Here is a 21,291-nt window from a genome sequence, read left to right on the forward strand (position 1 = left end):
CGGCAGCGCGGGATTCGGACGCGAGCTCGGCTAGGGCGGCAGCGCGGGGTTCGGACGCGGGCTCGGCCGGGGCGGCTAGGGCGACGGATTTAGCGGGCCGCTCGGCCGGTGCGGGAGCAAGCGAGACGGAGCCGCGCTTCGACGGCGCGCGCAGCAAGCGCCATCCGTCAGCTCGCTCCGCCGTCCCGATAACGGGCCGACTGCCACTCCTGCAGCAGCCGCGACGTGCGGTCGACCACGCGGGACGACCAGCTCTCCTCCTCGGCGGCGGCTGGACGCTCGGCCGAGAGAGACGGCTGCGGCGGATGGGCGGAAGCCGCGTGCTCCAGCTGGCGTCCGAGCTCGCCGAGCGCTCCGCTGCCGAGCAGCAGCAGCGTCAGCGCCGCCGCCAGGCCGTAGTGGAACGCCGGATGGCGCGTCCAGCTCCGGCGCCGCGGCGGCGGCCTGCGCTCGGCGTCCGCCTGCTCGCGGGCCAGCTCGTCCAGCACCGCGGCACGGACGCGCTCCAGCGCTTCTCCCCGAAGCCGCTCCGCAAGCGCAGCCTGTTCGGGGCATTCATCGCGTGCCGGCTCCTCTGCGAGAGCCGCGGCCTGGAACGCCTCCAGGCAAAGCTCGCAGCTCTCCAGATGCCGCTCCATGGCGAGCCGCTCCGGCGCGCCGCCAAGCCCGGCCGCATAGCGGCTCCACGATTCCATCGGTGGATGCGGGTTCATTCGAAGTCCTCCTTTTGCCAATGCCGTCTCATCCAGCTGCGGGCGCGGTAGAGCTTGGACTCCACGCTCCTCGGCCGCAGCCCCCTCTCCTGCGAGATCTCCTCCTGCGTCCGGCGGCGAAAATAAAAGTCGCGGATCATCGTCCGGTATTCCTGCGGCAGCTCGGCGACCTTGCGCCGCACCTCGCGCCTCCGCTCCCGCTCGATGACCTGTTCGGCCGTGCCTGGAGCTTCGTCGCCCAGCTCCATCCATGGCGCTGCGGCGGCCTCGTGCCCGAGCGGAAGCTCGGCCGGCTCCTCCCGCCGGGCTTTGCTCCGCTTCCAGTCGATAGCGCGGTTGACCGCGATGCGGGTGATCCACGTCTTGAAGCCTTCCAGGCGGCATTCCGGCAAGGCGCGGCTGATGGCGAGCAGCGCCTCCTGCAGCACGTCTTCCGTATCGTGGGGGGAGCGCAAAATCGCGTAGATCGTACGGTACAGGTAATCTCCATATTCGTCGATGATCTCTCCGAACCGGTCCGTCCCGCTGTCCCGGACGGCTCGAAGCCATGCTTCGTCCTGCCTGATCGTCTGCGCCCCCCTTTCCCCATCCTGAATATAGACGAGCGGGGAGGGGCTTCCCCCTGCGCTTGGCGAAACTTTTTTTTCGAGCGGAGGTCCGGTCAGGCGGGAAAGGCGCTGCCGGATGGAGAAAGCTTCCCCTTAAGCTCGGCGCAGGCTGCGGTTGCGGATCGCCCAGGCGATCCGGGAAGGAGGCGGTTTCGTGGCATCAAATCCGGCATATGTCCCCTTTACCTTCTTGCTTGCCGCCGCCTTGATCGCGCTGCTCGGCATCGGATGGGCGCAGCGCAAAAAGCGGCTCGGACGCGGAGTGCTGATTGTGTCCCCGCTCGCGGCCGCCTTTCTGCTGCTTTACTTTTGGCATATTCCGTTTCATGACGCGGCTCGAAGCGTTCTCGCTCCGAGCCGTTCCTACAGCTGCGAGCTTGACGGCGATGGAAGCCGGACGCTGGAGCCGTTCACGATTCCGTTGCCGAAACGGACCGTCTTCAAAGGGAAGACCAACGCTTGCTCCCCTTTTTACCGAACGTATGCGACTGCGGATGAATTCAACCGGCTCTACGGATCGCAGTTGAAGGACTGGAAGCGCTCGGGCGCCATTGCCGGCTGGACCCGGATCGAGCCTGAAGCTGCGGGGGACGGCAGCGCGTGGACAAGCGAGGGCTTCGACGCGAGGCTGAACGACGGCCGGATCGTGTCGATTCGGATGAGAACGGCGACAGGCGAGTCGGGCGGACGGATGGTCGCCATCGACATTCCAGCAACGACAGGAGGGCTCGCGAGGTGAAGATCATTGACCTATCCCATCTGCTCGGCCTGACAAATTCAGTCAATTTATTCAATAAAGCTGTGGGTTTCGATAAGCATTCCGAAATGCTGTGGGTGAGAGTCCTCTTTTGGCCGTAAATTGTTTTATAAAGTAAGTATCATACTGAAAGCCGATGGAACGGGCAATTTCATCTAAGGTCATATCTGTATGGACAAGAAGATCCCCTGCAACCTTTAGGCGATATGACAGCAGATATCCCATAGCCGTACACCCGCATCTTTTTTGGAACATTTCATTGAGCGATATACGATTTAAATAGGCACAATTCGTTAAATCCTCCAATGTAATTTTTTGGGGATAGTTTGTATGTATATAGTCTAAAACCAGATCAATGGGAGATTGCTCGACTTGGCGGTTTAAGTCCTCAAGCAGTCTTAATATCTGGATAAGATATTTTTTAATTCTGCATACCCAAAGTGCATTGCTATGTGCATACACTTCTGTTCCCAGTACAAAAAACCATTCAAGCAGTTGCAGATATGCTTTGCCAGATAGATGGGTTACGCCAGTTTGGCTATTGTCCCTTTGGAAAAGGGAAAGACCTATTTGTATCTTCAGATTGCTTGGTTTATACGTTTGTGTTTCAAAAACCTGGGATGTTTTGAAAAAGTCCGGGTGAAAACTAAAGGATTGGGCGGAGATACTATCCTTATGGACAACTTGCAGTTTATCCTCCATAGACAAGCATAGAACCCCGGGGGCTGAAATTTCTATTGGCCGTTCATTCAAACATGCATTTATAATTCCATTTGTAATAAATATTAGCGTAAACCGGTCAGGATAAGGAATTTTTTCAAAATCTTCGACTGCAAAAAACTCAATATCTACACTTTTATTTTTATATTGGTCAAATTGCGGCATAATATTCTCCCAACAGAAAGTATAGTTAGATCCTTCATTTATAACATTGTAGCATAAAAGTCAATTGATATAATAAAAATGCTTTAGTGACGAGGTTTTTATTATGAGAAGGGAAGGTGTAGGTATGGATGTCAACATCGCGATAAATGGATTTGGTAGGATCGGAAGGCTTGCATTCCGACAGCTTTTCAATGAGAAAGGGTATCGAGTTGCGGCCATTAATGACCTTACAAGCCCCCAAATGCTTGCACATTTGTTGAAATATGATACTACACAGGGGCATTATAACAAAGTCATTCGCTACAACGAGAATAGCTTAATCGTAGACGATGTGACTATTCCAATCTATGCCGAAAAAGACCCCGGCCAACTTCCATGGAAAGAGCTGCAAATTGACGTGGTTCTGGAGTGTACAGGCTTTTTTGCATCAAAAGCGGCGGCGGCGGCACATATTAATGCGGGCGCAAGAAAGGTATTGATATCCACCACTGCGGGAAAAGATGTTTCCACTATTGTTTACGGCATCAATGAGCACACTTTGACCAAAGATGATACCATTATTTCGGCTGCGTCTTGCACCACGAACTGCCTGGCTCCGATGGCATATTTCTTGAACGAGCTTGCACCTATCAAAAAAGGATTCATGACAACAATACACGCCTATACAAATGACCAGAATACCCTTGATGGCCCCCATCCTAAAGCTGATTTGCGCCGAGCGCGATCTGCGGCCGGAAACATCATTCCCACTACAACAGGAGCGGCAAAGGCTATTGGACAGGTCATCCCAGCATTAAACGGTAAATTGGATGGAACCTCTCAAAGGGTGCCGGTTATGGCAGGCTCACTCACCGAATTGACTGCGGTAGTGGACGGCTCTGTAACAATAGAACAAGTCAATCGGAAGATGAAGCAATCCGAGTCTGAACAATATGGATATACAGATGAACCGATTGTATCATCAGATATAATTGGAATGAATTATGGCGGATTGTTTGATGCCACACAAACGAAAGTAACGGAGTTAGGCTCTGATACACTGGTAAAAATAGCGGCATGGTATGACAATGAGAATTCTTTTACCAGTCAAATGGTTCGCACCGCAAAGTATCTTGCGAAATTATAACTTGCATAGGTCATCGCGCTGCCTCTTTCCATTCGGGCAGATTCTTCGATCGCGGAGCCGCTTTCGGTTCTTCCTTGCTCGCATACCGGTACTTCAGCGTTCTGCCCGTTGCGCACGTCCACGTTTCGGTTTCCTCGTCGTAGTGCCAGTTGTCGATTCTGCTGATGTCTTGCTCCCAGCGCTTCGATTTCTCCTTGTGATACGTTGCATATTTGATGATGGCCTCGACGTGATTCTCGTCAAACCAGGCGTAGTTCTCTTCTCCGCCGTAACCGGATGCGCGTTTTCGGCAGGGTGCCGAGCGTAGCTTTAACCTGCTCCAGATGAAGTTTCAAGCATCTCGTTTCCGAGCGTAGCCGAGAAGAATGAACTGCTTTTCCGTACCGATCTGAACGTTGTAGCCCGGCTTGAGCTGGCCATTTCGCATGTCTCGGCCTCCACCTGGATAGGCATTTGCAAAATTCACGACACGAACGAGGTAATTTTCGGGGGTGTCCTCGGACAAATCCACGGGCAGGAAAAGCTGGTCCATGGTATATCGGATGTACAAAAAAATCTTCCTTTTTGGCCGATGCTTGAGTGGTAACTGCAAAATATTTTAACCATTAAAAGAGCCATCCCGGATTCGGATGGTTCTTCTAATTCTAACGTTTGATTCTAACGTTCAAATATTAGCTTACGTTCGGCTCAAAGACTTTATGCGTTAAAGCTCCTGGTTCAAGAGCACAATGCGTTTCAATGTACTTTTGAGGTATACTCATTTCTTGGTTGTTTTGTCCCCATTAATGGTCACTTTTTGCCCGTCGATATATTGGACAACAGACTCAAAGGGTGCCTTTAGATTTGCAGGCACTAGTACTGGATAGCGTTCAGAGTGTTCATATAATGCTACTCGATGATCTGTTTCAATATCATCTTCATCATTAGACCACTAATCCAGTATTCGCTTATGAAAGGTAACCCCTGAGCTAATTTTTGAATAGGCGATGCAATCTTCGCGAATTAGTTTTCAAATTTTATATAGTGACATATTCAAATAATTTGCAGCTTCTTTCATTGTAAAACCTTGATCAAACCAATACCGTGCATCCTTTTCACCTCGACTGACACGACCGATCAAAAGTGTCCCTCCCCTAGAACATGAATACCAGCAACAAAGCCTCTCCTTTTTTCAGGATGATTCGGTTTGTGTGGAACCAATCGTAGTGATGATGGTTGGTTATGAAGCAAGTATCCAATTGTCGCGCAGATAAAAGCATCTATGATGCCGTCTTGATTGGAGCCTTCAAACTTTCCAAGCAGAAATCCATCTTCGCGGGCGCCAAAATAAAAGCTCCGCCATTCATCCCATATCCATTTTCGTTTTAATATGACGGAACTTTTATCAATGATTTCATTTCCCTGCTTGTCTTTCTTTGACAGTACCTTGTAGGACTTAATGGCTTGGATCAACTGGCTGTTACCAGATGCGGTAGCGAATTGGGCCAGGCAGTAGCGGGGGATAATTTCAAGAATGTCCCCGTTAAATCCGCATTGCCGGAGCTCTTCAGCAAGACGGTATCCTCGAATGGCCACCCCTTGCAGTGAATTGCTTGAAGCCACATACTCGCGTTTATATCCATTGCAAAAAAGAGCTTCTCGCAACAAGAGCTCACAATCTCTCATCCCATTTTCTTCGTCAATAGCATACGAGAGCGGCGCGTCTATCACGATATTTTTCACATCGTTTTTAGGATCTAAACAATAAACTACAATCTCTTCTAGTGTCTGCATTTTAGGGTATTCTTCATCAAATTCATTCGACTGTGAATCAAGATCAATCAAAGCCATCCATGTATTCTTTGCCCCAGCAATATCAACGCCTACGGTTTTCATATTTATTCCCTCCTATGCATGCACAGCCTTTAGGCAATTATCGGTGTATTATTACAACAGCTTAACCATTCAGACGCTTTTTTTAAATCCGTTAATCACTAAAGAAAGTTACATCCATTTACTGATGGCTTACAGCCCGATTGTTGCTTGGATTTGCTCCCTCTTGGATGAGATCAAGCATTTCAGCTCCGCTGCCCTATCGCCTCCCCTTCGTCCCGCAGCAGCCTCATCTCCATCTCTCCGTCTCGATGGATCCGAAACTCGATCTCCCCGCTGTGGTCCGTGCGCAGCGGCTGCGAGCCGGCGCGCCTAAGCCGCTCCAGCACCTCTTCCGCCGGATGGCCGTACCGGTTGCCGAGGCCCGCGGACAGCACCGCCATCGACGGACGCCAAGCGGCCAGCCAAGCCGGCGACGTGGAATGCTTGCTGCCGTGATGCCCCGCCTTGAGCACGTCGATCGGGCCTGCGAGCCCGTGCTCTCGCGCCTCTGCGAGCACGTTTGGCTCGCTGACGCTGCCGAGATCGCCTGTCAGCAGGAACGTCCGCCCCGAAATCGTCAGCAGCAGCACGACGCTGCGCTCGTTCTGCTCCTCCTGCGGCTGCAGGGCATCCTGCTCGTCCGGCCACAGCATGTCCAGCCTCGTCTCGCCGTCGAGCTGCCAGGACTGTCCGCTCTGAGCGCCGTAGAGCGGGATGCGGAGCTCCATCGCCTTTCGCAGAAACGGCGGCGGCTCGCCTGCGGCGTCGAGGCTGCCGTTCCAAAGCAGCCGCCGCACGGGCAGGCTGTCGACGACGGCCTCCAGGCCGCCGATATGATCCTGGTCGAGATGCGTCGCGACGAGCAGGTCGATGCGGTCGACGCCGCGCTTCATCAGCAGCGGCACGAGCAGCTTGCGGCCGATCTCATATGGATCGCGCCTTTCGCGCCAGGCTTCCTTTTGAAATGAGATCGTCCCGCCGCCGTCGATCAGCATCGTTTTGCCCGAAGCGGTGCGGATCAGGATCGAATCGCCTTGGCCGACGTTCAGAAAGGACACGGTCGCGGAGCGCCCGCTCCAGTCCGGATGGGCGGCATGCAGCAGCAGGAGGAGCAGCGCCGCTCCCGCTGCGGCCGCTGCTGCGAGCGAGCGGAGACGGGGCGAGCGGCTTCGCGCATAGGCGAGAACAGCCTCGAGGCGATGCATTCGCGGGCCGAGTCCTCCAGCGGAGGCCGCTCTCGCTGGCGCTGCCGTCGCCAGGACGCCAAGCGGCTGCGTGTCGTCTTCCCCGGCCTCGGCGGCGGCGGCCGCTTCGTTTTGCCGGAGTGCTTTCCAACGAGCCAGGCCCAGCAGCAGCCCGAACGCCGCCCCGTAGTAGGCGCCGATCCACCAGAGCGGAGGCGTCGCCCACACCGTCGCTCCCGGCCGCCAGCCGCCCATCCCGGAGATGAGCCGGAACGTCCATTCGTTGCCGACAGCGGAAGCGGACGCGATCCATTGCGCGAGCCCCGGCCACAGCGGATCAAGCAGCATCGCCGCCGCGCCGGCCGGCATGATGAGGAAGCTGATGAACGGCACGAGCAGCAGGTTGGCGGGCAGCGACAGCAGATGGAGCTGGTTGAAATAGAAGATCGTCACGGGAAAGGAAGCCGCCTGCGCGACGATCGTGACGACGACGGCATCGTAGACGAAGCGCGACCGGCCGCGCGGACGGGGCCAGACGCGCTGCGCGGCCGGCACGCCGAGGATGAGCCCGGCGGTGACGATGTAGCTGAGCTGGAAGCTGACGCTTTCGATCAGCCGCGGCTCCCAAAGAAGCAGCAGCACCGCGGAGGCGGCCAGCAGATGCAGCCCGTCCTTGAGCTTGCCGGCGCGGGCGGCGGCGAGGCCGAGCAGCGCCATCAAGCCGGCGCGCAGGATCGACGGCGACGCGCCGGTCAGCAGCACATAGGGCGGCACGGCGAGCATGAGCAGCAGCAGGATGCGCTCTCGCGACAGCCGGAGCAGGCGCAGCATGCCGCCGAGCAAGCCGAGCATGACCGCCACATGCATGCCCGATACGGCCATGATGTGCGTCAGGCCGAGCCGGGCGAAGCGGCGGTACAGCTCCGGGTCCGTCTCGTCCTGGTCGCCGAGGACGAGCGCCTGCATGTATCCGGCCTGGTCCGCCGGATACAGCCGAGCCAGCGCGCCGCCGAGCGACGCGCGGGCCGCGTCCATGCGGCCGAGCAGCGCGGCGGCGCTCCAGGGGCGGCCGGGCGCGGCTTCGACCGCGTCCGCGCCCTGCACCTGCAGCAGCCAGGCGATGCCCTGGCTGCGCAGGTAGCGGCGGTAGTCGAAGCCGCCGCGATTGGCCGGCGGAGCCGGCACCTCCAGCGTGCCGCGCAGCCGCACGCTGTCCCCGCGCCGCCAGCTTCGGGCGGCGGCAAGCTCGTGCTCGTGCAGCAGCTTCACGCGCACGAGCAAAGTCTCGCGCAGCGGCGCCGCCTGCTGCGCGTCCCCCGCGCGGAGGCGATGCGCCTCCACGCGCAGCTGCGCCACGTCGCCGTCGATCCGGATCGGCGACGCGATCGTCCCGGCCGCCTCGGCGCGCAGCTCCGGCGGCTCCAGCTGCGCCGCGGCGGCGGCGTATTCGGCGGCAAGCGCGGTCACGGACCGCGCCTCCGCCCACTGCCGCTCGCCTGCGGCAAGCGCATAGGCCGCCAGGCAAGCGGCGGCCAGCCCGGGCCTGGCCTGACCGGCGAGCGCCAGCGCCGCCAGGACCAGGCCGAGCCCGAGCCCGGCGGCGAGCATGCCGCCGGGGGACGCATACGCGGCCGCCGAGCTGCCCGCGACGAAGCAGACGGCCGCCCACACGAGCGGCCGCCCGTCCAGCCAGCCTTTTATCCGCCGATGCGGCTCGATCGGCCAGCCTTCTCTTTGCCGGAGCGGCTCGGCCGCCACTCCCCGCTGCTGCCGCATCGAAGGCTCGATCATCCGGCTTCACCTCCTCATATCCATTCAAGCGTGGTTCATCGCGAATCTCCTTAACGGATACAGTTGGCGTTAGAAACACCCGTCACTGCGAAACGCGTGTTCAAACCCAGTTGCTCGGTTTTTCCGCGCAACTCTGGCGCGAGGGCTCCTGTTCGAGCCCCGTTGCTCGGTTTTTCCGCGCAGCTCCGCCGCGAAGGCCCCTGTTCGAGCCTAGTTGCTCGGTTTTTCCGCGCAACTCTGACGCGAGGGCTCCTGTTCGAGCCTAGTTGCTCGGTTTTTCCGCGCAGCTCCGACGCGAGGGCTCCTGTTCGAACCCCGTTGCTCGGTTTTTCCGCGCAACTCCGACGCGAGGGCTCCTGTTCGAACCCCATTGCTCGGTTTTTCCGCGCAACTCCGCCGCTCGGCATTGGAGCCGCTCGCTAAAGTCCCTTTTCGCAACGAAAAAAGCACCTCCTGGCCATCGCGAACACGCGATGCTCCAGGAGGTGCTTCCTCCTTGCAACCATTCTTCAACCTCGTCCTTGCCGCCTATCGGGTCGTTCCAAGCCGGCTGCTCCGTCGAGGAGTCGCTCGTCCGTCCACTTCCGTGCTCGTCCGAGCCACCCGAACCAGTTCGTCCCAGAGACTCGCCTGCTCTGGCCCGTCCTTCTCCAGCCCGCCTTCTGCCAACCAGCAGACGCTGCTCCGGCCGATCTTCTCCAGTCGTCCTCATCCACCAAGCAGCCGCCCTTGCTCCAGCCGCCTCCATCACCCGGCAGCCGTCCGGCTGCTCAGTCGACCACCGCCGCGCCCGCCTGCGGAGGAGGCGCATAGCCGTCCAGCCGGCGGAACACGATGCCCTTCTGCGCCATCAGATGCTCCACCTTGGCCGCATCCTTCGGGTAGCCCCGGTGGAACACGATCTCCACGATGCCGCTGTTGGCGAGCATGTTCGCGCACGTCCAGCACGGCTGGTCCGTCACGTACACCGTCGAGCCCTCGCGGTCGATCCGGTCGGTGAACAGCAGCAGGTTCTGCTCGGCATGGATCGTGCGGATGCAGCGCTGCTTCTTGACCATCTCCGGCTCGCCGGCGACGCCCTCGCGCTGCTCCCACTCCTCGACGATCATGCAGCCCGCCTCCGAGCAGTCGGCGACGCCCATCGGCGCGCCGTTGTACGCCGTGCCGAGCAGCTTCTTGCCCTGCACGAGCAGCGCGCCGACATGCCGCCGCGGGCAGCGGGAGCGGGTCGAGACCATATAGGCGATGTCCATGAAATACGTATCCCAGTCCTTGCGGACCTCTTCTTGCTGTCCTGGCATCCGATCGGGCATCGAAGCCCCTCCTCCCTGTCGAATCCTGTCTGAAGCCATTATACCGGATTCGAAAGGAAAGTCATACGGCTGCCGGCCGCCTTCAGCTCGCCGATCCGGCCGCTACGGCCTGGCTCGCCAGGATCGCCTGCTCCAGGTCATGCAGGATGTCGTCGATATGCTCCGTGCCGACCGACAGCCGGATCAGGCCTGGCGTCACGCCGGAGCTCAGCTGCTCGTCCGGCGACAGCTGCTGGTGCGTCGTGCTCGCCGGATGGATGATGAGCGACTTGGAATCGCCGACGTTGGCCAGATGCGAGAACAGCTGGACGGAATTGATGAGCGCCTTGCCGGCCTCGACGCCGCCCTTGATCTCGAACGTCAGGATCGCGCCTTGGCCGCGCGGCAGGTACTTCTGCGCCAGCCCATGCGACGGGTGGCTCTCCAGGCCGGCGTAGCTGACGGAGGCGACGGCGTCGTTCCCCTCAAGCCAGCGCGCGACCGCGAGCGCGTTCGTGCTGTGCCGCTCCAGCCGCAGGTGGAGCGTCTCCAGTCCTTGCAGCAGCAGGAAGGAGTTGAAAGGAGAAATCGCCGCGCCGATGTCGCGCAGCAGCTGCACGCGGGCTTTGATGATGTAGGCGATCGGGCCGACCGCATCGGTGTACACGAGGCCGTGGTAGCTCGGATCCGGCTGCGTCAGGCCCGGGAACTTGTCGTTCTGCGTCCAGTCGAACTTGCCGCTGTCGACGATGATGCCGCCGATCGACGTGCCGTGGCCGCCGATGAACTTGGTCGCGGAGTGCACGACGATGTCGGCGCCGAAGTCGATCGGACGGAGCAGGTACGGGCTCGGGAACGTGTTGTCCACGATGAGCGGGATGCCGTTCTCATGCGCGATCGCGGCGACCGCCTCGATATCCAGCACGTCCCCGCGCGGGTTGCCGATCGTCTCGCCGAAGACGGCCTTCGTCTTGTCCGTGATCGCGGCGCGGAAGTTTTCCGGATCGGAGCTGTCGACGAACTTGACCGTGATGCCGAGCTTCGGCAGCGTGTGCGCGAACAGGTTGTACGTGCCGCCGTACAGGCTGGAGGAGCTGACGATCTCGTCGCCCGCGGAGGCGATGTTGAGGATGGAGAACGTGATCGCGGAGGAGCCCGAGGCGACCGCAAGCGCGGCCGCGCCGCCTTCGAGGGCGGCGACGCGCTTCTCGAACACGTCGCTCGTCGGGTTCATGATGCGCGTGTAGATGTTGCCGAACTGCTTGAGACCGAACAGGTCTGCGGCATGCTCCGTGCTCTCGAAGCCGTAGGACGTCGTCTGGTAGATCGGCACCGCGCGGGACTGCGTCGTCGGATCGATTTCCTGCCCGCCGTGTACGGCCAGCGTTTCCGGGGCCGGCTTGCGTTGTTCTGCCATATTCATTCTCCTCCTATATCGGTAAGATTAATTGGTTTCGTCCTGTCCATCTTCTCACATCCGATGGGAGACCACAACAAGATTTTTCCACTTCTCGAGCAGCTTCGGGCCGATCCCCTTGACCCGCTCGACATCCTCCACGCTGGCAAAAGGTCCGTTGCGCTCGCGGTCGTCCACGATCGCCTTCGCTTTGGCGGGACCGACGCCGGGCAAGCCGTCCAGCTCCTCGGCCGTCGCCCGGTTCAGGTCGAGGCGGCCGTCCGCCGCATAGCCGCCGGCAGGCGCGGACGCGCCTCCTTGGCCGCTGCCGGAATCAGCGGCCGCCCCCTCGCCTGCGCCCGCCGCTCCGCCTCCCGTTCCCTCACTTGCTCCTGCCGCTCCGCCCCCCGTTCCCTCGCCTCCACCTCCCGCCCCTGCACCTGCTCCTGCCGCTCCGCTTCCCGCTCCTGCACCCGCGGCTCCGCCGGCCGCTCCCGCCGTTCCGCCCTGCCCCGCTGCAGAGACCGCGCCGCTCGAAGCGCTCTGATCCGCGCCTCGCTCCGTTCCGGATGCAGCCTGCTCCTGCTGGCTGCTCCCCGCTCCATCCTTCGTTTTCCCGCTCCCGGCATTGTCCCCGTCACCAATTCCTGTTTTCCCGCTCCCGGCACCGCCCCCGTCACTCGTTCCCGCCTGCCCGCTCTTCGCTTCCTGCCCGCTCTCCCCCGCAGCGGCCGTCAGCGCCGCCGAATCCCCTGCGGCGGCGTCCAGCCGGATCCAGCCGGACGGCTCCGCCTCCCGAGCCGGCTGCAGGCCGAGCGCGAGCAGCAGACAGCCCGTCGCCGCCAGCACGCCGATGCCCGCCTTCTTCCACCCTTGCCTCCCTTTCATCCGATCGTCCATGCCCCTCATCCTTCCTTGTTTTCATGTTTTTCCAAAATCCGGCGTTCGTTTCGACATGTTGGCCGGGCCTCGCCGCATACAGTAATAGCGATTCGCCATCCGTCCGCCCAGCGGCTCCCGGATGGCCTGACGGAATCGGCGGAATTCCCGCGCAAGCGGCAATTTCCCAGCCGGTTCCATGCGAGGCGCCCTGCCAAGCCAGGCCGGTACAGAGCGCGCCTCAGCCCGCTAGGAGGGATTCATTCATGAAGGTGGGTTTCATCGGTACCGGCAGCATGGGCAGCCTGCTCGTGGACGCCTTAGTCCGTTCGGGAGCCCTTGAGGCATCCGATGTCGTCGTCGCCAACCGCACCCAAGCCAAAGCGGAGCGGCTCGCCGCCGCCTATCCCGGCATGACCGCCGCCGCGAGCAACCGCGACTTGATCCTGCAATGCGACTGCGCGTTCCTCTGCATCAAGCCGTCCGAATTCAAGACGGTGCTGCAGGAGCTGCGCCCGTGGGCGCGGGAGGATCAGATCGTCGTCTCGATCACGAGCCCGATCCTCATCCAGCAGCTCGAGGACCAGCTCCCCTGCCGCATCGCCAAAGTCATTCCCAGCATTACGAGCGGCGTCCTGAGCGGCGTCTCGCTCTGCATGTTCGGCAGCCGCATGACCGTGCCCGACTGCTGCCTGCTCGAAGGACTGCTCTCCCATATCAGCGAGCCGCTGCTCATCGACGAGCAGTACACGCGCGTCGTGTCCGACCTGTCCAGCTGCGGGCCGGCGTTCATGGCGTTCCTCGCGCAGCGGCTCGTCGACGCCGCGGTCGAAGTGACTGGCATCGACCCCGACGAGGCGGTCGCCATTACGAGCGCCATGCTGCTCGGCACCGGCAAGCTGCTCACCGAGGGCGGCATGACGCCGAAGGAGCTGATCCAGCGCGTCTCCGTGCCGGGCGGCATCACCCAGCAGGGGCTGCAGCTGCTGCGCCAGGAAACCGACGGCGTGTTCCAGAAGCTGATCCGCACGACGCATGACAAGTACCGCGAGGATCTCGAGAAGGTGCAAGCCGCCCTATACGGCGAAGAGGTGAACGGTCCCTGACCGCTTCATAAGAAGCGGACTCAGGGTCCGTTCACCTCTCCGGGATGCTTTCCTCAGGAAAGATCAAGCCCCCTCGGGGGCTTTTTTTTCATCATAGCATAGTCTGTTCTCAGAATCACGCTGCCGATCGCGGCTCCTCTTCGCCAAGCTGCCGAAGAGCCATCCACAAGTCCGATGATCCGTGACGATTTTGGATGAAATGTCGTACAAATTCTCCGTGACAGGGATCGATTCCGCCCCATTTGTACGATAAACCACACCATTTCCCCGCCTGACCCTCGAAGACGGCCAAGCTTGTACGAAAAATCACACAAACGCGCCAAATGTCTGCCATGAGATCAAACCTTGTGTGATCAATCACCCAAATGGGCGGCGGCGGCCCGGCAATCCGTCGATAGAAAAGGCCCGTCGTCCAACTGGACGACGGGCCTTTCTTTCTCCATGAGGGTGAACCGCTCCAAGCCCCAGCCGATTCAGTTCGCCACGATGTTGACGAGCTTGCCCTTGACGGCGACGACCTTGCGCACCGTCTTGCCGGCGATCAGCTCCGCCACGCGCGGCAGCTCCTTGGCGACGCGCTCCATCTCGGCCGTATCCATGTCGGCGGCGATCGAGACGCGCTCGGCGATCTTGCCGTTCACCTGCACGACGATCTCGACCTCCTGGTCGACCGTCCACTGCTCGTCGAACTCCGGCCAGGCGACGTAGCTGATCGAGCCTTCGCGGCCGAGCTTTTCCCACAGCTCCTCCGCGATATGCGGGGCGAGCGGCGACAGCAGCTGCACGAAGTTCTCCATCGACCGGCGCGGCAGCGTCTCCGCCTTGTACGCCTCGTTGACCCAGATCATCAGCTGGCTGATCGCCGTGTTGAAGCGCAGGTTCTCGAAGTCGTCCGACACCTTCTTGATCGAGCGGTGCCAGACGCGGTTGTACGCGTCGCTGCCGGCCTCGTCCGTGATGCGCGGGTTCAGCTCGCCGCCCTCGCCGACGAACAGGCGCCAGACGCGGCTCAGGAAGCGGTGCATGCCCTCGACGCCGCTCTCGTTCCACGGCTTGGTCGCCTCCAGCGGCCCCATGAACATCTCGTACAGGCGCAGCGTGTCCGCGCCGTACTGGCTGACGATGTCGTCCGGGTTGATGACGTTGCCGCGCGACTTGGACATCTTCTCGTTGTTCGTGCCGAGGATCATGCCCTGGTTGACCAGCTTGTGGAAAGGCTCCTTGGTGTCGACGGCGCCGATGTCGTACAGCACCTTATGCCAGAAGCGCGCGTACAGCAGGTGGAGCACCGCATGCTCCGCGCCGCCGATATACAGGTCGACCGGCATCCACTCGCGCTGCTTCTCCTTGGAGACGAGCTCCTTGTCGTTGTGCGGGTCGATGAAGCGCAGGTAGTACCAGCAGCTGCCGGCCCACTGCGGCATCGTGTTCGTCTCGCGGCGCGCCGGCAGGCCGGTCTCCGGATCGGTCGTGTTGACCCAGTCCGTCACGTTCGCCAGCGGCGACTCGCCCGTGCCCGACGGCTTGATCGCGTCGACATCCGGCAGCAGCAGCGGCAGCTGGTCCTCCGGCACCGGCTTCATGCTGCCGTCCTCCAGATGGAGGATCGGGATCGGCTCGCCCCAGTAGCGCTGGCGGCTGAACAGCCAGTCGCGCAGCCGGTACGTCGTCTTGCCGCGGCCCTTGCCGGTCTCCTCGAGGCGCGCGATCATCGCGGCGATCGCCTCGGCGTTGGACTTGCCGTCCAGGAACTCCGAGTTCACATGCGGGCCGTCGCCGGCAAAAGCCTCCTGCTCGATATCGCCGCCCTGCACGACCTCGACGATTGGCAGGCCGAACTGCTTGGCGAACTCCCAGTCGCGCTGGTCGTGGCCCGGCACCGCCATGATCGCGCCCGTGCCGTAGCCGGCGAGCACGTAGTCGGCGATCCAGACCGGCACCTTCGCGCCGCTCACCGGATTGATCGCGTACGCGCCGGTGAATACGCCGGACTTTTCCTTCGCCAGGTCGGTCCGCTCCAGATCGCTCTTGCGGGCGGCCGCCTCGCGGTAGGCCGCCACGGCGGCGCGCTGCTCCTCGCTGGCGATGATGTCGACGAGCTCATGCTCCGGCGCCAGCACGCAGTACGTCGCGCCGAACAGCGTATCGGGACGCGTCGTGAACACGTGGATCTCGGCGTCCGAGCCGTCCACCGCGAACGCGACCTCCGCGCCGACGGACTTGCCGATCCAGTTGCGCTGCATGTCCTTGATGCTCTCCGACCAGTCGAGCTCCTCCAGGTCCTCGAGCAGCCGCTCGGCGTACTCGGTGATCTTCAGCACCCACTGGCGCATCGGCTTGCGCACGACCGGATGGTTGCCGCGCTCCGACAAGCCGTTGATGACCTCCTCGTTGGCCAGCACCGTGCCGAGCGCCTCGCACCAGTTGACCGGGATCTCGGCGACATAGGCGAGGCCCTTCTTGTACAGCTGGATGAAGATCCACTGCGTCCACTTGTAGTAGTCCGGATCGGTCGTGCTGATCTCGCGGTCCCAGTCGTAGGAGAAGCCGAGCGACTTGATCTGGCGGCGGAAGTTGTTGATGTTCTTGACCGTGATGTCGCGCGGATGCTCGCCCGTGTCGAGCGCATGCTGCTCCGCCGGCAGGCCGAACGCGTCCCAGCCCATCGGATGCAGCACGTTGTAGCCCTTCATCCGCTTGTAGCGGGAGACGATGTCGGTCGCCGTGTAGCCCTCGGGATGGCCGACATGCAGGCCGGCGCCGGACGGATACGGGAACATGTCGAGCGCGTAGAACTTCGGCTTGCCCGGCTCCTCGGTCGTGGCGAACGTCTTATGCTCATCCCAGTACTGCTGCCATTTCGGCTCCAGCTGCTGGGGGTTGTAGCCCTGGCTGTGGTTGCGGTCTTGACTCATCGTTATGGCCTCCTGTTCGAGTTGAAGCGGTGCGGACATGCAAAAAAACCTCTCGCCCCCAGCGCTGAACGCTAGGGACGAGAGGTTTGAATTCCCGCGGTACCACCCTAGTTGACGTCCGGCCGATGGCCCGGTCCGCCCCCTCTTGACGCCCTTAACGCGGGCCGGTCGGCAAGGCTGCTCCCGCGCGCGGGGATGACCTTGCGGCTCCGAGGCGAGATTCGGCACGCTGCGGCTCCGGCTCGCACCACTTCTCCGGATCTCTGAATTCCGCTGCGGAGCCTACTGCTCCTCATCAACGCCAATTATAGCGAATTAACCTCGATTATAGTGGATCGCCGACATCGAGTCAAGAATGCGCCAGCCGGGAGGGCTCCGCGAAGCCGGAGCTGTGCGCCGGTCCCATGGAATCCCCCTTCTTCAGCGTGACGTAAATGCGCTCATGCTCGACATACTCGCCGGCGATCAGCTTGAGCAGCTGTTCAGACGACAGCCAGCCCCACATCCGCTTTGAATAGTCGATCGTCGCCAGGCGCGGCCGCATGTACTGGGATGCGTCGATGTTGTCGAAGCCGATCAGGTGGATCTCCCGTCCGACCCGGACATCCGTCGTGGTCAAGTATTCGTACATCCCGATCGCCATCTCGTCGTTCAGGCAAAAGACGGCCGCAGGCTCGGTGAGTTCCTGAACGATCTGAAGGCCGGCCAGAGCTCCGGAGGCTTTTTTGAAATCCCCTTCGATCTCCTTGTAGCGAAGATGCGGATGCCGGGCCGCCACCTGCTTGACGGCCTGCAGGCGCTGCCTGGAATCGAACGAGCCCTTCGGCCCCGTCACCACATAGAGCGTGCGATGGCCGAGCTCGATCAGATGCTCGACGGCGAGCCTGGCTCCCGCTTTGTTGTCCAGCAGCACCTGATTGACGTTCGGATGGCGCAGGTCGCGGTCCAGCACGACCACCTTATGGCCCATGTCCGCATAGCCGAGCAGCTCTTCGCTCGAAAAGGACTCGTCCAGCACGATGGCGCCGTCGATCATCCGCTGCGGAAGCAGCCGATGCGACTGCTTGCCGCTGCAGGCGACAAGATCGTAGCCGCTCCGCTTCAAGCCCTCCTTCATTCCTTGCAGCAATTCGCCGTAGAAAGCCCCGTTGAAGTCGCTGAGAAAAACGCCGATCACTTTGCTTTCCTGCTTCTTCAGGTTGCGGGCCGCGGCGTTGGGGATGTAGTGGAGCTCTTTGGCTATGGCAAGGATCCGGGCGGAGGTTTCAGCCGTGACCTTCGAGCTTCCGTTGAGCGCATAGGAAACCGTGGATATGGATACTCCTGCTCGTTTGGCGATGTCTTTGATCGTTGCCACATGCATGTCCCCTGTTCCTGTGATCATCCTTCGGAGCTCTGCTGTGGAGCGGATGGTGAAGCGTTCAGCCTGGATGTCCCGATCATGCGTAGATGTCGATCCGGTTTCCTTCGGACTTCAAAAGCGGCAGGAGCAGCTCCCGGCTCAGCCTCGAGCCGCCCCGGCGGTAGCGGTTCGCTTGCTCGCGGCCGGACAGGGCCGTCCCGTTCACGAGAATCTGGCCAGACTGTCCGCTGGCGAGATGATAGACGAATTCGACCGGCAGATCGTACACCCGATAGCCGAAATGCAGTCCGTCCAAATGGTCCGGCAGGACGGGATCGATGACCAGATCGCCGCCTTCCATGCGGATGCCGAGACAATGGGAGATCAGCTGGTTCATATAAATGCCGGGTCCGCTGGAGTAGATTCTCCAGCCGCCCTTTACCAGAGCCTTTCCTTGCTTGAGCTCTTCGAATCGTTCCTGAGCCTCGTAGCGGTCGTTGAACTTGCCGTCCGAGCTGCTGAAGTAGGCGTTGCTCTGGCGCAGGTCCGCGTTGGCCACGTAGTCGCGAAGCCCGACCGGATTGATTCGGTGCAGCCCTTGCCACGCTTCGTCGGCATGGCCGAGCTTGGCCATCGCTTCGACGAAGCGGATATGGGCGTGCACGTACTGCAGCCCCACTTCCCGCCCGAAATTGGCGGCTTGCTCGGCGCGCTTGAAGCGCGTGCTGACGCCGCCGGCATAAGCGGCGGGACGATCCATCAGCCGGACGCCGTCGGGATCCTGCAGCTTCTCCTTGATGAGGGCATAATGAGCCTCCGCCTGTTCCTCGGTCAGCAGCTCGGCGATCATGCTGCGCGTCATCGGGAGCAGCCGGTAGCGGATGCCCGTCTTCGCATCCTCGGGATGCAGCATGAGCTCCGGCTGCCCCGGCTCCTCCATGTACAGGAATCCGGGAATGACGCCGGTCGGCAGCATGTACCGCTGGAAGTCGGCCTGGATCGAGTCGGCGAGCTCCCGCAGCTCCGCCGCCAACGCCGCATCGCGCTCCATGAGGGCGGCCGACAGGCGGGCGAATGCCTGGTAGGTCAAGGCGACCGTCCAGCTGCTGACCATGAATTGCTTCAGCTGCGCGTTGGCAGGCTGGAGCGTATCGTCCCAGTCCCCGTCTCCGTACGCCGACAAATGCGTCCCGTGCAGGAAATGCTCCTTGATGTACCCGATCTCCTTGAGGAGATGCGCCAGGATCGGAGCCTTCTCGTCGGTGAACTCGAACGCATGGCGGTCCATATACGGCACGAGCTCCTCGAGAATGCCGTAGTCCTTCGTCGCGTTCAAATAATCGCCCAACGCTTTGAGCGGCCACACGATGATGTCGCCGTGGCTTTCTTCTCCCTGGATCTTGTAATACCGGTCGAACATGAACCATTGCGGCCAATTGCCCGTGTCTTCATATTGATGCGAAAACACTTCCAGCAGGATGCGGCGCACCGTTTCATGCCGCTGCGTCGCCAGGAAATATTCCACCGGCCCCTGGCAGACGTCCCGCGTCCCCCAGGCGGCCCCGCCATACTGCTCGAGACCATGCGGAACGGAGAAATGCACCAGCATATTATGGGTGTACCAGCGGGCGAGGACGTTGATCCGGCCCAGCTCCGAGTCCGATCCGCCGGGCAGGGAGAGCTGGAAGCCGTTCAGAAACGCGTTGAGATAGCTGCGGTACTTGGCGATCTCCGACTCCATGTCGCGGGGAACAGCCGGCCGTTCCTTGCCGTGAAGCAGCCCCTGGATGGCGAGCTCCCAGGACGCGCTCGCGCCAAGCTCCAGCACGGCCAGCGATGCCGAGCGAGTCTCCACCTGGTCTGCCAGCAGACACTCGTCGCCGGCCCGGAAGTCCGTCCCTGTCACGCGCAGGCGATAGCGCAGCTTCGGATAGGCCGATGCGCAGAGCGAGCGGCCGTCCGCCTCGAAGATCAGGCCGTCGCCGTCCCGGCTCATGTGGAACGGCGTTTCGTATTCGTTGTTGTTCATCGTGGCTTGGTTGGTCACGAGATAACGGTAAGCCTTTCCGGTCTCGGAGACGACGCGGAGGCGGACCTCCGGCTCGTCGACCGGCGTATAGCTGGCGACGACGAGCGTATCCCCGGGCAGCTTGTAGTACCATTTCGCATAATTGAAGCCCATCTCGAACGCGGACGGCATGGCGAGCAGGCGGTACTTGCCGTCCAATTCCACATAGATGCGCTGCCCGGATGTCTTCATGACATTAAGGGCGTTTCGCGTATTCGACAGCATTTTATTGAACGAGGTGTTGCCGACGACGACTTGGGAATTGAAGACGCCGTACATGTAGGCGGTCGTGGTCAGCATCTCCCCGTCCATCTGCAGATGATGGCCCGCCATCAGAATATGGCCGTGGGGGCGCTCCACCCGAAGCTCCTTGGATTTGAGGACGATATGCTCGTGTTCAGGGGTGAAGAACGACAGCAGCGTTTCCCCGTCCCATTCCTCATGGCTGCGCTCCGGGAAGCGCAGCCGGATCTCGTCGAGGTCCATGTCCGGCGACGACAACGGAGAGCCGATCGCCGCTTTCAGGGCCGCCTTCGGAATCGCCTGTCCTTGAGCCGGCGGCCTTTTTTCCAGTCCCGCCCAGGCTTTCGCGACAGCCTCTCCGTATTCCAACGACGATACGGCAGACGGATGGTTTTCTTTGAACAGGCCATAGAAGACGATTCTGGCTTCGCCGTTCAGCCGAATCCGTCTCGATTGCAGCGCCGCATAGGCGAATTCGTACTGATAGACGCGATTGGCCAGCCGCTCCTCCGCCAGCCGCTCCGGAACATTCGTCTCTTTGTAGGACAGTCCGAAAAACTGGAAGCCGTCCGTCGAGTATCCGTCCGCTCCGGTCAGTGCCCCTTGCTGCATATAAGGAAAGCTGCCCTGCTGAGGCTGGTTCTGGCGGGAGCAGAGCACATAGCCCTTCTGCTCGTCCCGAAAAGCCTGATGGTCCATATATTGGGACATGTAGGCTTCGTTGCTGCGCACGGCGCCTTTGTCGGCGAGGCCCATGTCCTGGCCGTAGATCAGGTCCGCTTCGACGCCGCTCCCCGTCAGCCGAACGTCCCAGAACCAGATGTCCTCCTCGGTCAGGTGGAAGTCCACCCGATAGGAAATTCCAAGCGCAGAGCCTTCCCAGGTCAGCGACTGGCCGGAGCGGCTCAAGCGGCTCGAGGAACGGATGCCGAGCAGCGGGACCGCTTCGATGCCCGATTCGCGATGAAGCCTGAGGTAGATGTTCGACAGCGAGCCGTCAATCGGATTTCCCGGCAGCTGGTTGATAAGGATATTCCCGCAGCTGGCCTCTTGCAGATCGCCGCTGTTCAAAAAGGCGAAGCGCAATCGGCCGGCTTGCAGCTCTGTGCCGGAAGGCAAGATCGTCATCATG

At 61.0% G+C, this 21,291-nt stretch carries 15 protein-coding genes; 3 read left to right on the plus strand and 12 right to left on the minus strand.

Translation table 11 applies throughout. The features are described from left to right. Window positions 1-167: 167 nt before the first annotated feature. Complete coding sequence (locus tag GE073_RS16510) at window positions 168-713, minus strand: hypothetical protein (protein ID WP_101807818.1); 546 nt, start codon at window positions 711-713, stop codon at window positions 168-170. Beyond that, complete coding sequence (locus tag GE073_RS16515) at window positions 710-1,399, minus strand: RNA polymerase sigma factor (protein ID WP_323744219.1); 690 nt, start codon at window positions 1,397-1,399, stop codon at window positions 710-712. The genes GE073_RS16510 and GE073_RS16515 overlap by 4 nt, the downstream gene beginning before the upstream one ends. A gap of 76 nt (window positions 1,400-1,475) precedes the next feature. Here GE073_RS16515 and GE073_RS16520 point away from each other — a divergent pair, with 76 nt between their 5' ends. Further along, window positions 1,476-2,060: a hypothetical protein gene (locus GE073_RS16520; protein WP_153783873.1), complete on the plus strand. Its 585-nt coding sequence runs from the start codon at window positions 1,476-1,478 to the stop codon at window positions 2,058-2,060. 51 nt (window positions 2,061-2,111) lie between these two features. Here GE073_RS16520 and GE073_RS16525 read toward each other — a convergent pair whose 3' ends face one another. Next, on the minus strand, window positions 2,112-2,963 hold the full coding sequence (locus GE073_RS16525) for a helix-turn-helix domain-containing protein (RefSeq protein ID WP_153783874.1): 852 nt from the start codon (window positions 2,961-2,963) through the stop codon (window positions 2,112-2,114). 124 nt (window positions 2,964-3,087) lie between these two features. On the opposite strand from GE073_RS16525, the gene gap reads away from it, so the two are divergent. Then, window positions 3,088-4,089: a type I glyceraldehyde-3-phosphate dehydrogenase gene (gene gap, locus GE073_RS16530; protein WP_153783875.1), complete on the plus strand. Its 1,002-nt coding sequence runs from the start codon at window positions 3,088-3,090 to the stop codon at window positions 4,087-4,089. Window positions 4,090-4,420: 331 nt separating this feature from the next. On the opposite strand, the gene GE073_RS25090 is transcribed toward gap, so the two are convergent. The 6 genes from GE073_RS25090 to GE073_RS25495 form a co-directional block, all read right to left on the minus strand. Continuing rightward, window positions 4,421-4,639 (minus strand): hypothetical protein, encoded by a 219-nt coding sequence (locus tag GE073_RS25090; protein WP_228551580.1) that lies wholly within the window; start codon window positions 4,637-4,639, stop codon window positions 4,421-4,423. Between the two features lie 566 nt (window positions 4,640-5,205). Further along, on the minus strand, window positions 5,206-5,964 hold the full coding sequence (locus GE073_RS16540) for a DUF429 domain-containing protein (RefSeq protein WP_153783876.1): 759 nt from the start codon (window positions 5,962-5,964) through the stop codon (window positions 5,206-5,208). A 182-nt stretch (window positions 5,965-6,146) separates the two neighbouring features. Then, complete coding sequence (locus tag GE073_RS16545) at window positions 6,147-8,918, minus strand: ComEC/Rec2 family competence protein (RefSeq protein WP_153783877.1); 2,772 nt, start codon at window positions 8,916-8,918, stop codon at window positions 6,147-6,149. A gap of 770 nt (window positions 8,919-9,688) precedes the next feature. Beyond that, entirely contained in the window at window positions 9,689-10,231 is a 543-nt protein-coding gene (locus tag GE073_RS16550) for a deoxycytidylate deaminase (RefSeq protein WP_228551582.1), read from the minus strand. An 82-nt stretch (window positions 10,232-10,313) separates the two neighbouring features. Further along, complete coding sequence (locus tag GE073_RS16555; protein WP_028597146.1) at window positions 10,314-11,627, minus strand: homocysteine synthase; 1,314 nt, start codon at window positions 11,625-11,627, stop codon at window positions 10,314-10,316. A 54-nt stretch (window positions 11,628-11,681) separates the two neighbouring features. Further along, window positions 11,682-12,506, minus strand: a complete 825-nt coding sequence (locus tag GE073_RS25495) for a ComEA family DNA-binding protein (RefSeq protein ID WP_219623307.1) — start codon at window positions 12,504-12,506, stop codon at window positions 11,682-11,684. A 245-nt stretch (window positions 12,507-12,751) separates the two neighbouring features. Between GE073_RS25495 and comER the strand changes: the two genes are divergently transcribed. Continuing rightward, a complete protein-coding gene (gene comER / locus GE073_RS16565; protein ID WP_101807820.1) occupies window positions 12,752-13,591 on the plus strand; it encodes a late competence protein ComER in 840 nt (279 codons plus the stop codon). A gap of 473 nt (window positions 13,592-14,064) precedes the next feature. Here the strand turns inward: comER and leuS are convergent, their stop codons facing one another. The 3 genes from leuS to GE073_RS16580 form a co-directional block, all read right to left on the minus strand. Further along, a complete protein-coding gene (gene leuS / locus GE073_RS16570) occupies window positions 14,065-16,506 on the minus strand; it encodes a leucine--tRNA ligase (RefSeq protein ID WP_153783878.1) in 2,442 nt (813 codons plus the stop codon). A 349-nt stretch (window positions 16,507-16,855) separates the two neighbouring features. Then, window positions 16,856-17,863 (minus strand): LacI family DNA-binding transcriptional regulator, encoded by a 1,008-nt coding sequence (locus GE073_RS16575; protein WP_153783879.1) that lies wholly within the window; start codon window positions 17,861-17,863, stop codon window positions 16,856-16,858. Between the two features lie 82 nt (window positions 17,864-17,945). After that, window positions 17,946-21,290 (minus strand): GH36-type glycosyl hydrolase domain-containing protein, encoded by a 3,345-nt coding sequence (locus tag GE073_RS16580; protein ID WP_153783880.1) that lies wholly within the window; start codon window positions 21,288-21,290, stop codon window positions 17,946-17,948. Window position 21,291: the final 1 nt, after the last annotated feature.

This window comes from Paenibacillus sp. B01, assembly GCF_009649995.1.
Classification (GTDB): domain Bacteria; phylum Bacillota; class Bacilli; order Paenibacillales; family Paenibacillaceae; genus Paenibacillus_O; species Paenibacillus_O pasadenensis.